This is a genomic window from Acetivibrio straminisolvens JCM 21531 (assembly GCF_000521465.1).
Taxonomy (GTDB): domain Bacteria; phylum Bacillota; class Clostridia; order Acetivibrionales; family Acetivibrionaceae; genus Hungateiclostridium; species Hungateiclostridium straminisolvens.
The window spans coordinates 1-19,849 of the sequence record NZ_BAVR01000035.1; the positions used below are offsets into that span (position 1 = coordinate 1).

At 35.7% G+C, this 19,849-nt stretch carries 19 protein-coding genes, 2 tRNA genes and 4 pseudogenes; 21 read left to right on the top strand and 4 right to left on the bottom strand.

Annotation, left to right across the window (positions count from 1 at the left end):
- The 8 genes and pseudogenes from JCM21531_RS21740 to JCM21531_RS21770 all read left to right on the top strand — a co-directional run.
- A pseudogene (locus JCM21531_RS21740) lies at positions 1–630 on the top strand (Wadjet anti-phage system protein JetD domain-containing protein); the annotation flags it as partial.
- A gap of 41 nt (positions 631–671) precedes the next feature.
- Positions 672–1,079, top strand: coding sequence for a hypothetical protein (locus JCM21531_RS21745; protein WP_243467526.1), 408 nt, complete (start codon positions 672–674; stop codon positions 1,077–1,079).
- Positions 1,063–2,064, top strand: coding sequence for a hypothetical protein (locus JCM21531_RS21750; RefSeq protein WP_243467527.1), 1,002 nt, complete (start codon positions 1,063–1,065; stop codon positions 2,062–2,064). The genes JCM21531_RS21745 and JCM21531_RS21750 overlap by 17 nt, the downstream gene beginning before the upstream one ends.
- 149 nt (positions 2,065–2,213) lie before the next feature.
- Positions 2,214–2,639: a hypothetical protein gene (locus JCM21531_RS21755; RefSeq protein WP_243467528.1), complete on the top strand. Its 426-nt coding sequence runs from the start codon at positions 2,214–2,216 to the stop codon at positions 2,637–2,639.
- Positions 2,639–3,352, top strand: a complete 714-nt coding sequence (locus tag JCM21531_RS10145; protein ID WP_038289507.1) for a DUF6063 family protein — start codon at positions 2,639–2,641, stop codon at positions 3,350–3,352. Before JCM21531_RS21755 ends, JCM21531_RS10145 begins: the two co-directional genes overlap by 1 nt.
- Positions 3,353–3,356: 4 nt before the next feature.
- Entirely contained in the window at positions 3,357–5,033 is a 1,677-nt protein-coding gene (locus tag JCM21531_RS21760) for a coiled-coil domain-containing protein (RefSeq protein ID WP_243467529.1), read from the top strand.
- A 14-nt stretch (positions 5,034–5,047) separates the two neighbouring features.
- Positions 5,048–5,239 carry a hypothetical protein gene (locus JCM21531_RS21765; RefSeq protein ID WP_038289512.1) on the top strand — a complete coding sequence of 64 codons (192 nt, stop codon included), beginning with the start codon at positions 5,048–5,050 and terminating at the stop codon, positions 5,237–5,239.
- 31 nt (positions 5,240–5,270) lie between these two features.
- On the top strand, positions 5,271–7,781 hold the full coding sequence (locus JCM21531_RS21770; RefSeq protein WP_243467530.1) for a hypothetical protein: 2,511 nt from the start codon (positions 5,271–5,273) through the stop codon (positions 7,779–7,781).
- A gap of 50 nt (positions 7,782–7,831) precedes the next feature.
- On the opposite strand, the gene JCM21531_RS10165 is transcribed toward JCM21531_RS21770, so the two are convergent.
- Positions 7,832–8,380, bottom strand: a complete 549-nt coding sequence (locus JCM21531_RS10165; protein ID WP_038289517.1) for a DUF4352 domain-containing protein — start codon at positions 8,378–8,380, stop codon at positions 7,832–7,834.
- Positions 8,381–8,579: 199 nt separating this feature from the next.
- Positions 8,580–8,657 (bottom strand) — tRNA-Pro (locus tag JCM21531_RS10170).
- Positions 8,658–8,793: 136 nt separating this feature from the next.
- Here JCM21531_RS10170 and JCM21531_RS10175 point away from each other — a divergent pair.
- The 10 genes and pseudogenes from JCM21531_RS10175 (at position 8,794) to JCM21531_RS10210 (ending at position 17,397) form a co-directional block, all read left to right on the top strand.
- Positions 8,794–9,606 carry a 3D domain-containing protein gene (locus JCM21531_RS10175; RefSeq protein ID WP_038289520.1) on the top strand — a complete coding sequence of 271 codons (813 nt, stop codon included), beginning with the start codon at positions 8,794–8,796 and terminating at the stop codon, positions 9,604–9,606.
- Positions 9,607–9,823: 217 nt separating this feature from the next.
- Positions 9,824–10,792: an FtsH protease activity modulator HflK gene (gene hflK / locus JCM21531_RS10180; protein ID WP_038289523.1), complete on the top strand. Its 969-nt coding sequence runs from the start codon at positions 9,824–9,826 to the stop codon at positions 10,790–10,792.
- Between the two features lies 1 nt (position 10,793).
- Positions 10,794–11,633, top strand: a complete 840-nt coding sequence (gene hflC / locus JCM21531_RS10185; protein ID WP_117407245.1) for a protease modulator HflC — start codon at positions 10,794–10,796, stop codon at positions 11,631–11,633.
- A gap of 283 nt (positions 11,634–11,916) precedes the next feature.
- Positions 11,917–12,108, top strand: a complete 192-nt coding sequence (locus JCM21531_RS21775; RefSeq protein ID WP_038289526.1) for a hypothetical protein — start codon at positions 11,917–11,919, stop codon at positions 12,106–12,108.
- Positions 12,096–13,296, top strand: a pseudogene (locus JCM21531_RS24470) (spore germination protein); the annotation flags it as partial. The gene JCM21531_RS21775 and the pseudogene JCM21531_RS24470, both read left to right, overlap by 13 nt.
- A 116-nt stretch (positions 13,297–13,412) precedes the next feature.
- A complete protein-coding gene (locus tag JCM21531_RS25085) occupies positions 13,413–13,631 on the top strand; it encodes a spore germination protein (RefSeq protein WP_500784529.1) in 219 nt (72 codons plus the stop codon).
- A 158-nt stretch (positions 13,632–13,789) separates the two neighbouring features.
- Positions 13,790–14,772: pseudogene (locus JCM21531_RS10200) on the top strand (GerAB/ArcD/ProY family transporter).
- Complete coding sequence (locus JCM21531_RS10205) at positions 14,762–16,072, top strand: Ger(x)C family spore germination protein (protein WP_038289528.1); 1,311 nt, start codon at positions 14,762–14,764, stop codon at positions 16,070–16,072. The pseudogene JCM21531_RS10200 and the gene JCM21531_RS10205 overlap by 11 nt, the downstream one beginning before the upstream one ends.
- A 15-nt stretch (positions 16,073–16,087) precedes the next feature.
- The gene (locus tag JCM21531_RS19160) at positions 16,088–16,252 is read left to right on the top strand and encodes a hypothetical protein (protein WP_162149310.1); all 165 of its coding nucleotides are present in this window, start codon (positions 16,088–16,090) and stop codon (positions 16,250–16,252) included.
- A 14-nt stretch (positions 16,253–16,266) separates the two neighbouring features.
- Positions 16,267–17,397 carry a GerAB/ArcD/ProY family transporter gene (locus tag JCM21531_RS10210; RefSeq protein ID WP_054847056.1) on the top strand — a complete coding sequence of 377 codons (1,131 nt, stop codon included), beginning with the start codon at positions 16,267–16,269 and terminating at the stop codon, positions 17,395–17,397.
- 89 nt (positions 17,398–17,486) lie between these two features.
- On the opposite strand, the pseudogene JCM21531_RS24145 reads toward JCM21531_RS10210, so the two are convergent.
- Positions 17,487–17,729: pseudogene (locus tag JCM21531_RS24145) on the bottom strand (CBO0543 family protein); the annotation flags it as partial.
- Between JCM21531_RS24145 and JCM21531_RS18935 the strand changes: the two are divergent.
- Positions 17,650–17,865 carry a hypothetical protein gene (locus JCM21531_RS18935; RefSeq protein WP_038289530.1) on the top strand — a complete coding sequence of 72 codons (216 nt, stop codon included), beginning with the start codon at positions 17,650–17,652 and terminating at the stop codon, positions 17,863–17,865. The pseudogene JCM21531_RS24145 and the gene JCM21531_RS18935 sit on opposite strands and share 80 nt — an antisense overlap.
- Before the next feature lie 472 nt (positions 17,866–18,337).
- On the opposite strand, the gene JCM21531_RS10225 is transcribed toward JCM21531_RS18935, so the two are convergent.
- Positions 18,338–18,412 (bottom strand) — tRNA-OTHER (locus tag JCM21531_RS10225).
- Positions 18,413–18,550: 138 nt separating this feature from the next.
- Here JCM21531_RS10225 and proC point away from each other — a divergent pair.
- Positions 18,551–19,366 carry a pyrroline-5-carboxylate reductase gene (proC, locus tag JCM21531_RS10230; protein ID WP_038289534.1) on the top strand — a complete coding sequence of 272 codons (816 nt, stop codon included), beginning with the start codon at positions 18,551–18,553 and terminating at the stop codon, positions 19,364–19,366.
- Positions 19,367–19,402: 36 nt separating this feature from the next.
- The gene (rnhA, locus tag JCM21531_RS10235) at positions 19,403–19,846 is read left to right on the top strand and encodes a ribonuclease HI (protein ID WP_038289535.1); all 444 of its coding nucleotides are present in this window, start codon (positions 19,403–19,405) and stop codon (positions 19,844–19,846) included.
- The last annotated feature ends 3 nt before the right edge of the window (positions 19,847–19,849 follow it).

Here is a 19,849-nt window from a genome sequence, read left to right on the forward strand (position 1 = left end):
TTTATAAATTATTCAGCCGACATGGAAAGGACATTTTTAATGGAGAAAATTATTTTTCAAACAATAGAAAATCATTGTAAAAAGGTAATTGAGACTGCCGGCATTCTCCTTAGAGTTGAAAAGCAGTTAGGAGTAAACAGATTTGAACTTAAAGGAGGATACCGGTCTTTTGCCTCTTTTATTAATAGTTTCTGTGAAAAAGGATTTCTTTCGCCAGTAAAAGCATCGGGAATTAATGGGCGCAATCCACCGCTGTATAATAAATACAGAATACTTATAGGAAATGAAAAGAAGCTTTGCAATGAGCTTGTTTTAGAGTTGCAGTCTCTTCACCCAAAGCTTGATAAAAGTTATTATTTTAAAAACCCCGAAGCATACAAAGAAGATAGAGATTATATCCTTATGCTTTCCCAATATCTTCTTGATACTGCTTCAAACAGCTCATTAAAATATAGATGCACAATGAACGAACGGTCCTTTGAGATTTTCAATAATGAGAAATTTCTCGAATCTCACGGAAAGGTTTTACTAAAACGCTTGGGGCTTTCTCTTGAGGACCTCAATTGTTACAAGACTTTAGAAGCTTTTTTTATATTTTGCTTGAGCCAAAGGACAGGTTTAACATATTAATTATCGAAAATAAGGATACTTTTTATTCTGTGGTAAAGTTTATGGAAAGAAAGCCTAAGCGGCAAATTTACGGGATAAATGTAGATATGCTGATTTACGGTGAAGGAAAGAAGATAATAAATAGCTACAGCTTTATTGAGGAAGTTGCAATGGATAAAGAAATAGAGAAGGTATATTATTTCGGAGACCTTGATTATGAAGGCATAGGCATATACAACTCTTTGTCATTAAAATACGGCAAGGATTTGATAGTACCCCATGTAAGACTGTATCAAGAGCTGCTAAAGGCAGCCAAAAAGCCTCCCAAGCTTAGGACGAATCAGTCGGAAGTACCCTTGGAGCCTTTTCTTGAGCATTTTGACGAAGAGAGCAGAAGGGAAATAGCAGCAATACTGTACGATGGCAAGTATATTCCACAGGAGGCGGTAAAATTTGTACCAGAGAAATGACTTTGAAGGAACTTCTTTGGATTGTCTTAAGGATTTTAGGCAGAGAATGAATAATCTGGCACCTTTTATACACCTAGCGCGAAAGCTCACCGGTTTTCAGAAATATGGCGAAGTAGACATGATTTCCGTAGGATTTTCTGTTTTGCTTTTTATATTGGAAAATATGCTAATCGGGCGAGAAGAATGCAGCATTGACAACATTGCCGATTTTTTGCAGCTCCTTTTAAAAAGGTCCTATGATATCAATATGACTCAGGAAGAGTCAAGAGAAATGGCGTTTTACATAAGGGATTCAATAGCAGGAAGCGGCGGCGAGGTAGTTGATTTCAAGTTCCGAAACTTAGAGACCAATAAAGACGAATCCATTTCGATAAAGCTTATTGATACTTCATATTACGAGATTAAAAAATCTGCAAGATATAAGCTTACAGACCAAGGTATGGAGCTCCTCTTTAAAACTCGGGAAATATATACGGAATTTAGGATTAACATAACCCAGCTGTATTTAAAGCAGCAAATTGAAAAAGGAATATTTTCCGGGGCCTTGCAGACTGTAAACGAGCTGAATCTCCAAGTAAGACAGCTTCGGGAAAAACTTGAAAGCCTCCTTTTGAACATACGGCAAAATGTGCTGGGAATTGATTTTGAAGATTTAAAGCAGCTTTTCTCAAGGATAAAGGAGCAATTTGAGATTGAAAGACGGGAATTTGGAAATATAAAGAGGATATTAAAAGAGCATAGGGAAAACATTGAGAAAATAAACTATTTTGAGCTTGAGGAAGATGAACTAAGAAAGCTCGAGCAAATAAAAGTGCTTTCAGAAAAACTCAATATTACAACCGCCGAACATGACAGACTATTTAGCGAAAAGCTTGACATTGTAGGGGAGTACTTGAAAACTATAGAAATAAGCTTCGCCAGGGAGTCAGCGAATTTATTGACTTTGAAAAAAGTATCTTTGATGTATTTATTTCAAAAAATTTAAATCCCGAACCGTTAAAAAGCATACTGTCTCCTCTGTTTACCAATAATCAATCCCTTAAGGTCTTTAATCTGTTTAAAGCTTTAGAGCCTCAGAGGATAAAGAGTGAAGCCCAAGAAGATGACAGGGAAAGCATAGACATTGAATTGGCGATGGAGATGAAGGAAAAGGAAGAGAGAGAAGAGAGGGAAAGAAGGGATAAAAAGGTTATGGCTTACCTTGAAGCCATTCTTCTTGAAGCATATTATGAAGGTGAGTCTCATCTTAGCCGAGCCCTCACAAGGCTTGATGAAAGCTTGTATAATATAGTTTCCTTTGATTTTGACTTTTACAGTCTGGTTGTAATTCTTCATCAAAACAAACTCATTGATTTTAAAGATTTAGAGGATATATTAAGCAGGATGGTGAGGGATACTTCAGCTTACAACATAAATATTTATTACCTTTTTGAAAGGATATTTGACAAAAAACCCGAGCTTAGAGCTTTAAAGACCTTGATTTTAATATCCGGGGATAAAAAGATAAGCTTTGAAAACGGAAATGAAATAACAGATTTTATTATCAAGGGGGAAAGATAATGGAGAATTTCTCGCCTGATTCGGTAAGAAAGGCATTTTCTTTGTTTATGAACTTGATTGAAAAATCCAAAATATCAAAAAAGGATGAACCTGAACTGTTTATGTCCTATGAAGATCCTGAAATATCATATATTATGAGGATATTTGAAGAAGAGTCCGGAATTATGGTGCTTCATTCCTCGGACACCTTGTATTATACTCCGAGAACGGATAACAGATTTTTCGGCTTTACCAACGAAGAGTTAAGGGATAAAATGGGTTTTGCCAACAATACGGAACTATATTTGTCCTACATAATAATCCTATCTATCATTATAAAATTCTTTAACGGCGAGAACTACAACAATAAGATTCGCACCATGCTGAATGTCGAAGAGCTCGAAGCATATATAACATCCAAGCTTCAAGCGGTTGAAGCCATGGAAAACAATGAAGAAATCGATGAAGCCCTGAATTTTAATTTCAGGAATATATCAAAGCTATGGCTTGATATGCCTGCCTATGACGAAAAAATAAAAAACTTCAGCCAGTCTAAAGGCACTAGAATAAGCTATATATACAGGACCATCAAATTTCTTCAGGAACAAGGGCTTGTAAATTTAGACAATGACAGTGAAATTTATACCACCGACAAAATGGATACTCTAGTTATAAGCTATTACCCCGAAAGTACCAGAAAGAGAGAAATCCTCTCTTTCATTGAAAGGATATGATTTTATGCCGAGAATAAACAGATTTAGAATTGTAAATTTTAAATATGACGACGATAAAAAATGTATTTCAAACGAAGTGTTTGAGTTTGATGGAAAAAATGCCCTCCTAAACCTTGAAAACGGGGGAGGAAAAAGTGTCATACTTCAATTGGCTCTACAGGTCGTACTGCCCAATACAAGCATGGGAAGCAGGAATTTTAGCGACTATTTCAAACCCGGAGCTTCTCCTACCCATATTATGATGGAATGGAAGCTTGACGGCCCCATTGCCGAATATCTTCTGACAGGTATTTGTGTGTCCAAAAATTCCGACGGGCTTAGATATTTTACCTATACTCATAAATATACCTTGCCCCATGATTTTGATATAAAAGGCCTTGAAGCAATAAATGAAAAAAAGCAGGTTATAGGGTTTCTAGAGTACCAGAACTATTTAAAGAAACTTATCTCTGATATGCGGCTCAATATTAATATATACTCTCGTGACCGCCAGAGGGAATACAGGGACAAGCTTTATACTTTTAATTTGTTTAAGGAAGAATTTGAAGCTATAAAGGTTATAAACCAGACTGAGGGCGGGATTGATAAATTTTTTGAAAATGCGAGAAAGTCTAGGAATGTAATTGAAAAGCTTATTATTCCAAATATTCCTCAGAGAGAAGGGGAAACTTCCGGCATATTGGCCGAGACTTTCAAAAAGCATCTCGAAAACTTAAAGAACATACCCATTTACCAGCATAATATAAAGATGTATGAAGCTTTTTGCGAGAAAGCATCAAAGCTTCTTTCAGAGCTTTATGACTACGGTGTGACTGTAGATGAAATAAATAACATCAGCCGGGATTTACTGACCCTTTCAAATCTTATAACAATTGCCTCAAACAGGCTATATGACGAAAGTGAAAACCTAAAAAACAATGACCGCGACTATTTGGCAAAAATTGAAGAGCTTTCATATAAAACGGAAAGCCTTGAGTATCAGAAAATACTCATTGAACTTGAATCTTTAAAAGCAAGACATGAGAAAGTTTTAAGAGAAATCAATAAGCTTGAGGATAAAATTCAAAAGTGCAAAGAGAAAATCAATTTTATGGAATCTGCTGTCATGTATCAGGAAGTCATTAGTACAAGAAGTGAGATTTCATTATCTAAAGCACAGCTTGATGCCCTTTCAAAAGAAAAAGAAGAGATTGACAAAGAATATCAAAACTATATATATCATGCAAAGATTTTACTTGAGGAAGAGATAACGAAAATTCAAAAAACCATGGAAGACTTGAAGAATCAAAGAGATGTGTTGTCAAAGGAGAAGAAGGAGCTGGGAATAAAAGTCAAGGAAAAAGATATCGAAAGGGATAGTGTAAGGGACAATATTTCTTCCATTCGCACAAAGCTTAAGGATAAGAAAGAAATTCTAGGCCAGCTTTCATCATATTTTAATTTAAGGGATATGACAATTTTATTAGCTCCTTCGGAAGAACTTTTAAATTTTACAAAGCAAAGGGATGAACTTTTAAGCAAAATAGAAAATCTCAAAAAAGAAATCGAAGAAATAAACGGGTTAATGGAAGATTTATCGATAAAAGAAAACAGGATAAATGAAAGCACAGCAGCTTTGCGTCAGCAAAAAGACAACTCGATGAAAAAATCCAAATTTTTGAAAATAAATACTCAAAAATAAATAATGAAATATCCATGTATGAAATTTCCGAAGATGTTTACAGCAAAGAAGCCCATGAAGCTCTTAATGCCCTTAAGATAAAGATGGATAATTCCATAAGTGATGTTTTGGGAAGATACCATGAGCTTATTAAAAGAAAGTATCTTTTTGACGGCAGTGAATACTACATTCCGGATATCGAGCTCAAAAAGTTTACGAGTACTTGAAAGACCATGACATAAGATGCATACCGGTTCATTGTGGCTAAAAAACCAGCGTGAGGATTTAAGGGAGGCTCTTTTGCACCAAAATCCCCTTTTGTGCCACTCCATAATAATAGACAAACAAGAACTGCTTCAAATAGAGGACGGTCCTCTGTTTGAAGGGATGCTGGAGTTGGTTGAAAGCTACCCTGTGACTTTTATAGTGGACTCCGAAGATGGAATAATGACTCCAGAGGCTAAATCGGAATTATCAGAGGGAATTGACAAATTAGGCTCTTTGGAGATGTATGTGGTTTATTCAAAGAATAATGCCTTAGCTTTAGACTCCGAGCTTTTTAAAGCTTATGTTATGGGAATGGATCAAAATATCGCCAGATTGAAGGCTGAATATGAAGGAATGAAAGAAAATGCGGAAAAGTTAACCGGACTTATGGAAAGATGCCGGGAGTTCGTGAAGACCTATCCCGAAGGATGGCTTAAAGAAAACAGAGCCCATTTTGATGCTATTTTAGAGGATATTAAGAAAAATGATGATACCCTTAAGAGTATAAGAGAAGAAAGAAATATGCTTCAGAGAAAAATCAGAGAAAATCAAGATGCTATTGATAAAGCAAATGAACTTGTAAAAGAGAAAGAGAAGGATATTGAAAGTCTTAAGCAGTATATAGAGCTTAAAGATGAAGTTTCAAAGCTTGATAAAGATCTTCGGGAAAAAAACCAAATGCTTGAGCAAATTGAAAGGGGGAAAAATACATTAAGCGAGAAGATTGATTCAATATTAAAAAATATTGAGGATGTAAAAACAAGTATAAACACAAACTCAAGACAGTATGAGGAAAAAAGAAAAATATTTGATGAAATATCAGCAAAATTAAGTATTAAAGAACCCCAAATGCAAATAACCGGAACTTTAGAAGAAATTCTCTCTAAAGCCCGGGGACTTGAAATAAAAGTATCTGAAAGAGACGGGGAGCAGATAAGAAAATTTATCGAAAAATGCAGGGAAAACGTAGAAAAAAACTTAAACAAGATTCGTTCAAAGGGATTTAAAGAGTCCGACTTTGATGGGATTTCGGCAAGCTTTACAGAATATGAAATTGAAGAAGAACGCAAAATACAAAATCTACTAGAGCAAGAAGCCAATACATTAAAAGATGAAGAAAGGGTGTACTTTGGAGATATTGAAAAATTAAAAGGCAAAGAAGAAATACAGAGAAAAGAGATACAGAAAAAATATAATCTTCCGCCTTTTGAGTTTGAAACATTAGAAGGTATTGATAGAGCCCTTTTTGAAGCGCAAATAGATGCCTTAAGAAAAAAGAAGCAGAAGAACGCAAAAAAACTAGATGAAGTTGAAAAAAGAAAGGGTAAGCTGGTAGAATACAGGGAAAGGCTCGATGAGTATATTGAGGAAAAAAATATAAGTATCGAGGCATCAACAAGACAGAATATGGATAGCTTTGTATATCAAGGAGAAACAATTTCTCTCTGGGATATATTAAAATTGCCTCTTGAAGAGATTTCACACATTACAAGCAAAATAAAAAAACATTATTTTGAAGCAGCAGGAAATCTGGAAACGATGCAGTCCAATATCCGGGAAAGCTATAATAAGCTGTACAGTGATGCGGATTGGGCCGAAAATATGACAATCAGACTAACCCTCGATAAAATTATGAAAAGCGATATGTATAACTACAAATATGTCAAAGATATGTTTGAGGATATACTAAAGAGTGTTGAAAAGATGAAGGATGCAGCGGAGTTTCAATTAAACGAATTCACAAAAGACAAGGAGGAAATTATAGAACGCTGCTATAGCAAGGCAGAAGCCATATACGAGGAATTAAAATCCGTTGATACCTTTTCCAAAATAAAAATTAATGACACCAGCAGAAAGACCATAGTAATTGAAATGCCGTTCCTTCATCAGGAAGAGGGAAAAGCTCTGATGGCCCGCTATATTGAGGAGTCCATTAATGAAATTGAGAGAATGAAGGCCGAAGGTAAATATGATATGGCAAGAATCGACAGTGAAATAGCAAAAATAATGTCCCCTGTAAGGCTTTTAGATGCCGTTACAAACCTTAACGAATACTCAATCAAGGTCTTTAAGCCCGAATCGACTGTCGGAGCTTCCCGCTATATTCCGTGGGAAGTGGTTATAAACTGGTCCGGCGGAGAGAAGTTGGCAGGATTTTTTGCCATGTTTATCTCGATTATTTCCTACTTAAGGTATAAAAAGACCGGATGGCAAGGTTCCAGCAAGGTTATATGGATAGACAATCCCTTCGGTCAAGCAAATGCAAGCTATCTTCTTTCGTATATTTTCGAGCTTGCAAAGGCAACAAATACCCAGTTGATATGCCTTACCGGTCATAAACAGACGGATATATATATGCAGTTTGACGTGGTGTACAGCCTGCTGCACAGGATGCTTTCGGGAATTAACATGAGTGTAATACAGTCCAGCCTTGTTAAATCCGGTACAGAACTTGAATCTGCTACGTACAAAGTGAAGCATGAACAAATGAGATTGTTTTAAACACACTCATAAAAATAATCCTCGGGTTTTATCCTGAGGATTTTTCATAATTAACGGTCCAATTTAATAATTGCTTTCTCTCCAAAGAGGATTGGGTCTATTTCAAGCTTAAGGTCTTTCGCGTCTTGAGGTATTTCAAAAGCCACCTCACCACGAAGACTGCTTTCCGGAGCTATTTCGCCGTCAACATTTCCTTTTAAGTCGGGCACAATCGCGGTATCATAACTTAAGTTTTCCCCGTCAAACAGCGTAAACATTAGCATTGAGTTAAAATTAAAAGTTTCATGACTTTTGTTTTCAATGGTAATATCAATTGCATACCATATGTTGCCGTTCTCTGGGGAAAGAAATCTGTTTTCGGGAACTTCTCTTATGCTGTTTACAGTATATGTTATGTCATTTAACCGAACGATATCACCTATGTTAAATATTTTTGCAGCAGTTTCTTCCGAAATGTCAGGAGTCTTAGGAGCATTTGTTTTTGTGATACTATTACTTGGATATGGTGTGCTTTCTGCGGCCTTTTGAGGGATATAGCCACTGCATCCGACGAGCAGCAAAACCCCTGTAAAAATTAGCACAGATATAAACCTTTTCACATTACCACTCCTTGTTTCAGATATATGATTTAAAGGGGAAATTTTGCATGGAAAATGTTCTCAATAAAACTTATATACTAATACAACTTTAAATTATATAGATAAGCGATTTCTAAATCAAATGCAAATTTAGGTACAATAGGGGCAAAAAACATAAAAATAGCGGCTTACTAGAATATTAGTAAACCGCTATTTTCACTGGTCGGAGTGACTGGATTTGAACCAGCGACCTCTTGCACCCCAAGCAAGCACTCATACCAAACTGAGCTACACCCCGATAACGCGTACTTATTATAGCATACTTCTTTTCAAATGTAAATATGCAAATTAAAAATTTTTTATGTATAAAAATTTCAAAATATGATGATAATTAAAATAAAAATAACCAGATTTTTTAAGGAGGACAAATAATTATGCTTAGCGATGATGTACCGTCATCAACTGAGCCTCAAAACTACAATAAAACCAACAGGATAAACAAAATATACGGAATAATAATATACTTTTTGATTATTGTAATAATCAGTTTGATAGTAAATAACATCATAATATACAATTGGTACAGCAATACCAAAAGCCAGTTTAAAGACACATTTCTTAGGGTTCAAACCATGTCTGAAGAAAACATGAGCCTAGAAACCCTTAATGAAACTCTGAGAAATGACTACGCTTTGCTAAAGGAAGATTATAGCAGAATATTAAGCGAGAATGAAAACATAAAAAAAGAAATTGAAGAACTAAAGAAGAAAAATGAGGATATCGAGAAAATAAACAAGGAATTGGTGGAAGATAATATAGAGCTTCAAAATACATTAAAGTTGGCTGCAGCAGTAGGAATAAAGCCTCAAAACTATATAGAATTTAAAGGAATAAGTGCAAAAAGCACCATTGACAGAGGACAATACATCGGAAAGTTTTTAGGAACAGCATATACGCCGTCTAAAGAAGAATGCGGCAATGACATTGGCATAACCAATTCCGGAAAACCGATTATTCCCGGAATATCAATTGCTATTGACAAAAATTACTGGCCCTTTGGAACTGTGTTTTATATAAAGGGATTGGGTTATGCAGTAGCTATGGATACAGGTAGTGCAATTAAAGGTAAATATAGATTCGACTTTGCAGTATTCGACAAAAACTTTGCAAATCAGTTGGGAGCTAATTATTGGGATGTCTACCTGGTAAAGCTGGGTGATGGAAAAGTTGAAGATATCTCTCTTTAATAAAAGCTCCAAAAAAGAGGTGCAGTATATTGCACTTCTTTTTTTTATTTGGCCTCTTGGAATGAAATGAAAGAGGCAAAAGCGAAGGGACTTTTTTATTAAGGATTTATTATTTTTTTATTAAATTAAAGGAATTTAGGGCCTAATAATAGAATAGGAGTAAAGCAACGGGAGTATATAGGCCAATAATTTTTATTTTAGATAAGGGGGTAATAAAATGGAAGTAATAAACGCAAATACCAATTTTAAAAGAGCCGGAAAACCTCCAATTAAATTAATCATTGGAGTAATTGCAGCGATAGTACTTTCAATGCTTTTTTTCAACTCATTTTATACCGTAACCGATCAGGAGCAAGCTGTAGTGCTTACCTTTGGCAAGGTTACAAATATTGAGGGTGCAGGAATTCATTTTAAGTTACCGTACCCGATTCAATCGGTTATAAAAGTGCCGGTGCAAATGACTCAAAAGCTGGAGCTGGGCTACAGAGCTCAGGGTGACGGCAAATATATAACTGTGGATGAAGAGTCAAAAATGATTACGGGGGATTTTAATATAGTAAAAATTGATTTTTTCATTGAATGGAAGGTTTCCGATCCTCAAAAATATCTTTTTAATTCGGAGAAACCCGAAGGTATACTTAGAAACTCAAGTCTAAGTGCCGCTCGTTCTGTCGTAGGTTCGTCAACTATTGACGATGTTCTTACCAGCGGCAAAATTGCAATTGAGAACGAGATTAAAGAAAAGCTATTAGCAAGCCTTGATGCCTATGATATCGGAATACAGGTGCTGGATGTTAAAATACAGGATTCGGAACCGCCCACGGAAGAAGTAAAGCAGGCATTCAAGAATGTGGAGAATGCAAAGCAGAGCAAGGAAACGGCAATGAATGAAGCAAACAAATACAAAAATGCGGAGATTCCAAAGGCCCAGGCAGAGGCTGACCGCATATTGCGTAATGCAGAATCTCAAAAGCAGACAAAAATAAATGAAGCCAAGGGAGAAGTGGCCAAATTTTTAAAGATGTACGAGGAATACAAAAATTATAAAGATATAACGAAGACAAGACTTTATCTTGAAGCTATGGAAGAGATACTCCCGGATATTACGGTATATATTGAAGATGATTCTTCAGGCGTTCAAAAGCTTGTTCCGTTAAAACCATTTTATTCAAAGGAGGGTGAATAGAATGATTAAAAAGGCAGTTGCGGCTTGTGTAATTGTATTTGTGCTGATTATACTGTTTTCAAGCATGTTCGTTGTCACTGAAGGTGAATATGTATGCATAATAAGGTTTGGTAAAATTATAGATACAAAAGACTCTGCCGGGTTATACTTTAAAGCTCCATTTATTGACAGTAAGTTAACCCTTCCCAATAAAAAAATACTCTACAACCTTCCGGCGTCAAACGTATTGACAAAAGACAAAAAAGACATGGTTATCGACAACTATGTTATCTGGTATATATCCGACCCTGTGGAATTTGTTAAGTCAATAGGTTATATATCGGAAGCCGAAAGACGAATTGATGCGGCGGTTTACAATACCGTAAAAAATACGATGGGTACTCTTGAGCAAAACAGTATAATCAACGAAAAACTGTCGGGCAGAGGGGAATTCGATAAAATTGTAACCGATGAGGTATCAAGACAGCTTAGCAGTTATGGCATTACAGTGTATGATGTAAAAATAAAGAAGCTGGATTTGCCTGTTGAAAATGAAGAAACTGTATACGAAAGAATGATATCCGAAAGAGAAAAAATAGCAGAACAGTACAAGGCTGAAGGCCAATATGAGGCAAACAAGATAAAAAATGAAGTAGACAAACAGGTAAACATTATTATATCGGAAGCTAAAGCCAGTGCCCAAGAGCTAATCGGTGAAGGAGAAGCCGAATATATCAAAATTCTTTCCGAGGCATATTCAGGGGAGAAGAAAGAGTTTTATGAATATGTAAAAACCCTTGAAGCAATGAAAGCATCTCTTAAAGGGGAAAAGACACTGATACTGCCTATAAATCGCCCATAACGAAATATTTTAAGGATATTAACGATTAATACTCTTTAGGATATAGAATTAAAAATATCCAAAAAAGAAGAGAAGTACTGTTTTATTTAATAATAAAGCAGTACTCTTTTTTGTATATTTAGAAGTTTTGCGAACCATAATATGATTAGATATAGCATCCAAAGCTAATATATATTTGAATTATGACTAGATTTCCTTAAGGAGTGTAATATATGGCGGATTTTAAAAAACTACTTAAAGATGTGTTTATTTTTAAAGAGCTACGCCTCAGGAAGAATTTATTTTGAAAGAGAAGGAGTCTGAAAAAATTCATGACGGCTTGAACGAGAAAGAAAAGTCTTCGGAGAAAGAAAAGTCTCCGGAAAAAAAGAAAAAAGGTTTATTAAAAAACCTTTTTCGAACTCATGCGATGACGAAAAGAAGGACGGCGATTCCGGCAAAGAAAGCGACAAGCCGGAAAAAATGGTATATGTAAGCAAGAATCTTAATGAAAATATAAATTATCTTAAGAACAGATTTTCAATTCCCACCAATGGAGACGTGGTCTTAAGAGAGTTTGATATTATAGTGAAAGATAAAAAAATTTCCGCATGCCTTATATTCTATGACGGAATGGTTAACGGCATGCTCATAAATCTTAATATATTGCAGCCCCTTATGCTTCTTTCCAATTTAGATATAAAGGATAAGGACGGTGAAAAAAACAATATTTCAGAATATATTAACAGAAGTTTGGTAACTCATAACCAGGTAAAAGTATCCCGTGAGTTTGACGAAATTGTTGGGGAAATTAATTTCGGTGGTTGCGGGGTTTTTGTCGATGGATTGGATGTTGCGTATGCTTGTGATGTAAAGGGATGGCAACATAGATCTGTAGACAGGCCAAACAACGAGATTGTTATTAGAGGTCCGCAAGAAAGTTTTAATGAAATACTTCGCGTGAATACTGCCCTTATCAGAAAGATTCTCAAAGATGAAGATCTTGTAGCAGAAAGTATTGAAATAGGAGAGAGAAGTAAAACTCCTTGTTCAATGCTGTATATAAAAGATATTGCAAATGATTCTTTGGTAAATGAAGTAAGAAGGCGACTTCAAAGCATTAAAACGGACTACATATTTGATACCGGAGAATTAGAGCAGTTTATAGAGGACAGTTCCTTCATGTCTACTCCGCAAATAGTTGCTACGGAAAGACTGATAGAGTAGCATCCATGCTTGCGGAGGGAAAAGTGGCAGTGATTATGTCCGGAAGTCCCTTTGCTCTTGTTATGCCTACTACCAACAATGATTTGCTTCAGTCGGCGGAAGATGCTTATGTAAGGTTTCCGTATACAAACTTGTTAAGGATAATAAGGGTTATAGCAATATTTATGTCGCTGCTTTTGCCTGGGCTGTATGTGGCAATAACCAATTTCCATCATGAAATGATCCCCACGGACCTTCTTTTTGCCATAGAGGCTTCTCGGAAAGAGTACCTTTCCCATCGGTTGTGGAAATAATCATAATGGAATTTGCCTTTGAGCTTATTCGTGAAGCAGGTCTTAGGGTTCCAAGCCCGATAGGTCCCACCCTTGGTATAATCGGTGCTCTGATTCTGGGACAGGCAGCAGTGGCAGCAAATATTGTAAGTCCAATTCTCATAATTGTAGTGGCAGTTACCGGTATCGGATCCTTTGCCATACCGAATTTTTCGATGGGATTCTCCTTCAGAATCCTAAGATTCGTTTATGTTTTTCTTGCAGCTATAGCAGGTTTTTGGGTATTACTTTTGGTTTATTTGTGCAAAGTATTATCCTGTGTGATGCAAAATCTTTTGGAGTACCATTTATGGCACCTTTCGGACCAAAAACCAAGAGCGGCTTTCAAGATCAATTCTTTAAGGCACCTGTTTGGAAGCAGGAAAAGAGACCTGACTTTTTAAATACTAAAGAAACTCAAAAACAGCCTAAAATATCACGTCAATGGACACAAAGACGTGACAGGAAAAAAGGCAAATAAAAATATTAAGTCATTAGGACAGGAGGACTTCTGTGGAAGGAAAAGTAATTTTGGGCAAGAGAGAAGTGATATCACTTCAATTAATTCTCATATGTAATCAGTTAATTCTAGGATTTCCTGGTATTATGTCAAATAGTGTAGGAAATGCAGGATGGATCATGACAATTTATGTTTCCATAATTGCTTTGTGCCTTTTTCTAATAATATCAAAATTTTACTCTGCGTTTGAAGGAAAAGATTTATTGGATATAGGAGAATTTGTTGGCGGAAATATCGTAAGAGTCATCGTCGGACTGATGGTTACGATAGATTGCGCTTTCATAATTTCAATAAAATTAAGAGAATTTACTGAGCATATAAAAATACTAAGCTTTACAAAATCTCCTGTTACTTTTATAATGCTTTTCTTTACTTTAGGAATGATTATTAGTGTCCATTTCGGCATAGAATCTTTGACAAGAAGTGCATCTATTGCTCTTCCGATTATTTCAATAGGAATCATAATAGTTGTTGCCGGTTCCATTAAAAATTTTGAGTTTTCAAATTTAATGCCAATCTTTGGCAAAGGACCTTATGATATATTTGTGGGAGGGCTACCAAGAGTATCGATATATTCCGGACTAATTTCGCTTTTTTTATACCTCCTTTTATGGGAGAATACAAGAATATAAGAAAAATCGGCATAACCGTAATTATTTTGTCCGGCTTGATCTTGACATTAGGAGTTCTTGCTTATTTACTTGTATTCCCATACCCTATTTCTGCAAATAATGTTCTTCCTTTTTTTGAACTGTCAAGAATTTTGGAATACGGGAGATTTTTCCAAAGAATTGAGTCGGTTTTTTTACTTATATGGACGCTGTCAGGTTTGCTATATCTTAGTTGCGGATTGTTTTTTATAGTCTATATATTTTCAAAGACTTTTAAGCTGAAGTACTATAGACCTCTTATAATTCCTTTTACCCTGATAATGTTTGCTATAAGTCTCATACCCGAAAGTCTGATGGAGGTAATGTATATTGATAACAAAATAATTAGAAGTTATGGCTGGCTAGTTCCTTTTGGTATGACATTCGTTCTTTTAGCAATTGCAAGACTGGTGAAAAGAAAAAAGAGAGGGAGGGTTAAAAATGGGAAGTAAAACAAAGAGAACTTTGATAGTACTTATTTCTTTTATTATGTGCCTTTCCATGACAGGATGTTTTGACAAAAGAGAAGTTGACGATCTGGTTAATCCTATAGCTATTGGCTTTGACAAGGGACAAGGTCGTTCTATCAAAATGACTCTGCAGATTGCAATTCCAACCAAAGTGGCAGGAGGAGGAGAAGGCGGTGGAGGTGGCGGTGGTAAAGAATCTGTATCCTATACAACTGTTGAAGCGCCGTCAATTTATTCCGGATTAAATATGATAAACTCTTATGTCAGCAAGCAGTTAAATATGTCACAGATAAAGGTACTTGTTTTCTCAGAGGAGCTGGCAAGGGAAGGCGTTGAGAAATATATAAATGCTCTTATGCGGGGAAGAGAGTTCAGACCAAATTCCTATGTGTTGGTTGCAAGAGGCTCCGGAAATGCTGCAGAAAGATATTTAAGGGCAGTAGAGCCGGAACTTGAATCAAATCCCGCAAAGTACTATGAAATGGTACTTAGCGCATATAGCTACACAGGATTTTCAGCCAACACATCTCTTATGAATTTTTACAAAAATATGGTAAACGAAGCTTCTCAACCTTTGGCGGTCCTAGCTGATATAAGCAAATTTGAAAAATCCGATGACATAAATACGGATAATTCGACATATAGAGAAAAAGGAAGAGATTTGCCGTTGGAAGGTGACTTCAAAGCGGGAGATATGCCCAAGGTAGGTACAACAAAGTCGGAAATAATGGGACTTGCTGTTTTTAACGGTTCAAAAATGGTGGGAGAGTTTGACGGGGAAGAAACACAACTTCAGCTTATGCTGGAAGGAGATTTCGGCTATTCGTATGTTACAATACCTGACCCTTTGGTAGAAGATTATGTAGTTCTTCTTAATATAAAGCAAAACAGAAATCCCAATAGAAGTGTTGAAATAGTAAATGGAAAGCCCAATATAAAAGTAAAGGTTTTCCTTGAAGCAGATATTCTTTCAATACAAAGCGGAATTAATTATGAAAGCCTTGAAATGGTGAATATACTTGAGACTTATGCAGAGGACTTTTTCAAGAAAGGGATTACCAGAATGCTGGAAAAGACAGCCAGAGAGCTGAAAACCGATACAGCAGGATTTGGAAAAGAAATGAAAGGTAAATTTTTAACTTGGGATGAATGGATAGATTTCAATTGGATAGAAAAGTATCCCGACTCTAAATTTGAAATTAATGTTGATTTAAAAATAAGAAGACCCGGACTTATGCTAAGGTCAAATCCCGCAACCGGCATTGAGGTAGGTGAAGAATAAATTATGATTTTCTTTTTGAGATTAATTTTGGCAATAATTCTTTTATGGATATTTGTAAGGACAATAAGTTACGGAAAATGGACATGGGATGAAAAAAACAGGCTTGGTGCTATTATGATTTTTGTTATTGCACTGGCCGCTGTTGCTCTCCCTATATTAGTATTCTATATTAGGTATTAAAGGTGGTTTAAAGTATGAACAACATTATTACTTTTGGAAGTCATGAAGCTATATGTCTCCTGATTACCATGATTTCAACAAAAGCCATACTGAACTTTCCCAGCACCATGGCCCAAATAGGAGGCCCTGCTGCGTGGATTTTGGCAATATATGTTTCAATCCTTGTTATCATAGCCTTTTATTTTATCAGTAAGTTGTATTCAAAATTTGAAGGTAAGGATATTATTGACATAGGTGGGATTTTGGGCGGAAAAGTTTTAAAAATCCTGACGGGAGTTTTAATAATAATTTTTCTGATTGCTTTGTCATCATTCTATCTTAGGAACTTTAGCGAAGAAATGAAAACCATGGGGTTTACAATGTCCCCAATAGGATTTGTTATGTTATTTTTTGTGCTGGGCATGATTATAAGCGCCTATAAAGGATTTGAAGCTTTGATAAGGTTTCAGTCAATACTTGTTCCTATTACTGTAATCAGCTTTTCATTGTTTATTATTGCTCTCATACCGTCTATGAGAATTGACAATATCAAACCCATATTGGGTTTGGGGCCTTTTAACATCTTTGTAAAAGGAGCCCTTCGAATATCGGATTTTTCTGAATTAATTTTTCTATTCCTGCTACCGCCTTTTGTAAAAAAAAGCTCTGTTTATAACAAGGCGGGATTTGTTGGTCTGACAATTTGCTCAGTGGTATTGATAAGCCTTACCTTTTCGTTTGTAAGCATATATCCTTATCCGGTTTCAATAGAAGCTTTGCTGCCGGCATATGAGCTTGCACGTATAATAAAATTCGGACGGTTTTTCGAAAGAGCTGAAAGTATTCTGGTTATTACTTGGGCAACCATAGCTTTTATGTATTTGAGTACATCGTTTTATTTTTTGCTGCATGTATTTAAAAAGACCTTTGATCTACAATATTTTCAGCCGCTTATAATGCCCTTGGCACTGGTGATTATGAGTTTAAGCCTTATACCGAAAAGGTTAATAAGTTCCATCTCATTGGAAGCCGATGTTTTTAGGAGTATTTCATGGATAATAGCCTTTGTGCTACCTGTTTTGATTCTAATTATTGCAAGGGCTGTCAGCAGGAAAAAAGCAACAACTCTCCTTGAATCAGCAAGGAGCGTTATTGCTTTTTTATAAAACCACTTGTAATAAGTTCTTGATAAAAAGAATGTAAAATAAACAGATGAAAAAGTATAATACCATGTCCAATTGGTATATCTAATATTTTCGGTATATTTCTCCAGTATCAGCTCAAAAACAGTTATTGCAGTAGTATAAACAACGTAATGCAGTGTTTTCCTCAGCAAACTTTTGTTTTCAGGATAGTAGAGGTTGAAAACAACACAAATTGAAGGATAAACAAAGTATTCGAAGGTAAAACTGGCTTTTGTGGCGTTTGCAAACAACCTTATCGGGTATTCGATTAAATTGAATTCGGCCACAAAAAGACCAAGCAGCCATGTTATCATCTGCTTAAAAGAAAAAATAACAATGGCTTCCCGTATTTTATTTTTGGGGATAAGAATTAACAGCAAAACGGCAGTAATAATCAGCGAGGATATTTCAATTATAGTCTCTATTCTCATTTCATCCTCCATGGCATAATCTAAATTTCAACAATAAAAAATATTTTATAAAAATTAGTTTATCCCGACTGATTAATAACATAAAAGCATTTTTAGTCAATAAGGATATTTTTGAAGCTTTATTAAATTTTTGTTACTTTTTTTTACTGAATATGAATAATATATTACAGTCGTGTTACAAGTATTGACAAAAAGTGTTGTAAATTATATTCTAAATTTAACAAAAACGTCCATCATGCCACACAACATAATCAATTAAAATCATAGGTTTGCCCCCTTTAAATTTTGACAGTTGCATATTTAAATGCACCTTTTTATTTTGGACTCTTGGAATGAAATGAAAGAGGCAAAAGCGAAGGGACTCGATGTTCCGAGCTTTTGCCTCTTTGTGTAAAATGAAATATATACGTTTGTATTAATTTGTGGAATAAAGGATTTGGAAATGAAAAATGAAAAAACAAAAAACCTGTTCCATATTTGAAACAGGCATTTGGCAGGGGCAGCAGGAATCGAACCCGCAACCAACGGTTTGGAGACCGCTACTCTACCAATTGAGCTATACCCCTTCGACGCTTTTATAGTATACAACAGCTTAATTCTTATGTCAATGGTTTTTATGAAATTTTTTTTGTAATTTTTGCTCTTGTTTGTGGTAAGATAGAAAAGGACAAACTGACCTCAGTTATTGTTAAAGGAGGATAAAAATGATCAATAAGATTGGTTTTATAGGTGCAGGTAATATGGGAAGTGCTATGATAACCAGCATAGCAAAATCAAATATCATTCCGGCAGAAAATATTTTAGTTTTTGACGTAGACAAAGACAAGCTATCCATATTAAAAGAAAATACAGGAATAACCGTCTCTGACAGTGCACTTGAAACTGTGCAAAAGGCAGATATACTCATTCTTGCAGTAAAGCCAAATATGGTTAAGGCAGTTCTTAATGATATAAAGCCGGCTATTGACAATAATAAAATACTGGTTTCTGTTGCAGTGGGAATACCGATTAAATTCTACAAAAAAATAATAGGAGAAGATAAAAAAATTATAAGGACAATGCCCAACACTCCTGCACTAGTAGGAGAAGGAATGACTTTGATGTGTTGCGACAACAATGTCGACGAAAAAGAAGCTCAGCAAGTAAAAAGAATATTCGAGTGCTTTGGCAAAGTAGAGTTTTTGGAAGAAAAACTGATGAGTGAAGTCACAGCAGTTACCGGCAGCAGTCCTGCATATGTCTTCATGTTTATTGAAGCAATGGCTGATGCCGCGGTTCTTTCGGGAATACCGAGAAACCTGGCATACAAGCTCTCAGCCCAGGCTGTTCTGGGTTCTGCAAAAATGGTTCTTGAAACGGGTAAGCATCCGGGAGAGCTGAAAGACCAAGTCTGCTCACCGGCCGGAACTACCATTGAAGCTGTGAGCTCTCTTGAAAAAAATCGATTTAGATATGCCATAATCGAAGCAATGAATGAATGTACCAAAAAAGCTTTAGATATCGGCAAAATGTACGATTAAGTTTGAAAATCAATTTGCAATACATAAGGAGCTGCCATGAAAAAAGTAAGTATTTATACTGACGGTGCCTGTTCCGGCAATCCGGGAGACGGGGGATGGGGCGCAATATTAATATACGGAAATCATAAAAAAGAAGTATCCGGTTTCGAAAAGGACACTACAAACAACAGAATGGAGCTTAAGGCTGCCATAAATGCTCTAAATATGCTAAAGGAACCGTGTGAAGTAGACCTTTACAGCGACAGTGCATATCTTGTAAACGGTTTTTTGCTAAACTGGGTTGAAAAGTGGAAAAAAAACGGCTGGAAGACTTCCGGTAAAGAAGATGTAAAAAATTCGGAACTGTGGCAGGAACTTGACAGACTGAGCAGTATTCATAAAATCAGGTGGATTAAAGTAAAGGGACACAGCGATAATGAATACAACAACAGGTGTGACAAGCTCGCTACAGATGAAATCAAGAAAAACAGCAATAAATAATCT

What these genes read in the sequence shown, in the direction of transcription:
- hflC (WP_117407245.1), top strand. Translation starts at nt 10,794, where the DNA reads ATGATTAAAAAGGCAGTTGCGGCTTGTGTAATTGTATTTGTGCTGATT.
- hflK (WP_038289523.1), top strand. Translation starts at nt 9,824, where the DNA reads ATGGAAGTAATAAACGCAAATACCAATTTTAAAAGAGCCGGAAAACCT.
- JCM21531_RS21745 (WP_243467526.1), top strand. Translation starts at nt 672, where the DNA reads ATGGAAAGAAAGCCTAAGCGGCAAATTTACGGGATAAATGTAGATATG.
- JCM21531_RS10205 (WP_038289528.1), top strand. Translation starts at nt 14,762, where the DNA reads ATGGGAAGTAAAACAAAGAGAACTTTGATAGTACTTATTTCTTTTATT.
- rnhA (WP_038289535.1), top strand. Translation starts at nt 19,403, where the DNA reads ATGAAAAAAGTAAGTATTTATACTGACGGTGCCTGTTCCGGCAATCCG.
- JCM21531_RS21760 (WP_243467529.1), top strand. Translation starts at nt 3,357, where the DNA reads ATGCCGAGAATAAACAGATTTAGAATTGTAAATTTTAAATATGACGAC.
- JCM21531_RS10145 (WP_038289507.1), top strand. Translation starts at nt 2,639, where the DNA reads ATGGAGAATTTCTCGCCTGATTCGGTAAGAAAGGCATTTTCTTTGTTT.
- JCM21531_RS21765 (WP_038289512.1), top strand. Translation starts at nt 5,048, where the DNA reads ATGTATGAAATTTCCGAAGATGTTTACAGCAAAGAAGCCCATGAAGCT.
- JCM21531_RS21755 (WP_243467528.1), top strand. Translation starts at nt 2,214, where the DNA reads ATGGAGATGAAGGAAAAGGAAGAGAGAGAAGAGAGGGAAAGAAGGGAT.
- JCM21531_RS10210 (WP_054847056.1), top strand. Translation starts at nt 16,267, where the DNA reads ATGAACAACATTATTACTTTTGGAAGTCATGAAGCTATATGTCTCCTG.
- JCM21531_RS10175 (WP_038289520.1), top strand. Translation starts at nt 8,794, where the DNA reads ATGCTTAGCGATGATGTACCGTCATCAACTGAGCCTCAAAACTACAAT.
- proC (WP_038289534.1), top strand. Translation starts at nt 18,551, where the DNA reads ATGATCAATAAGATTGGTTTTATAGGTGCAGGTAATATGGGAAGTGCT.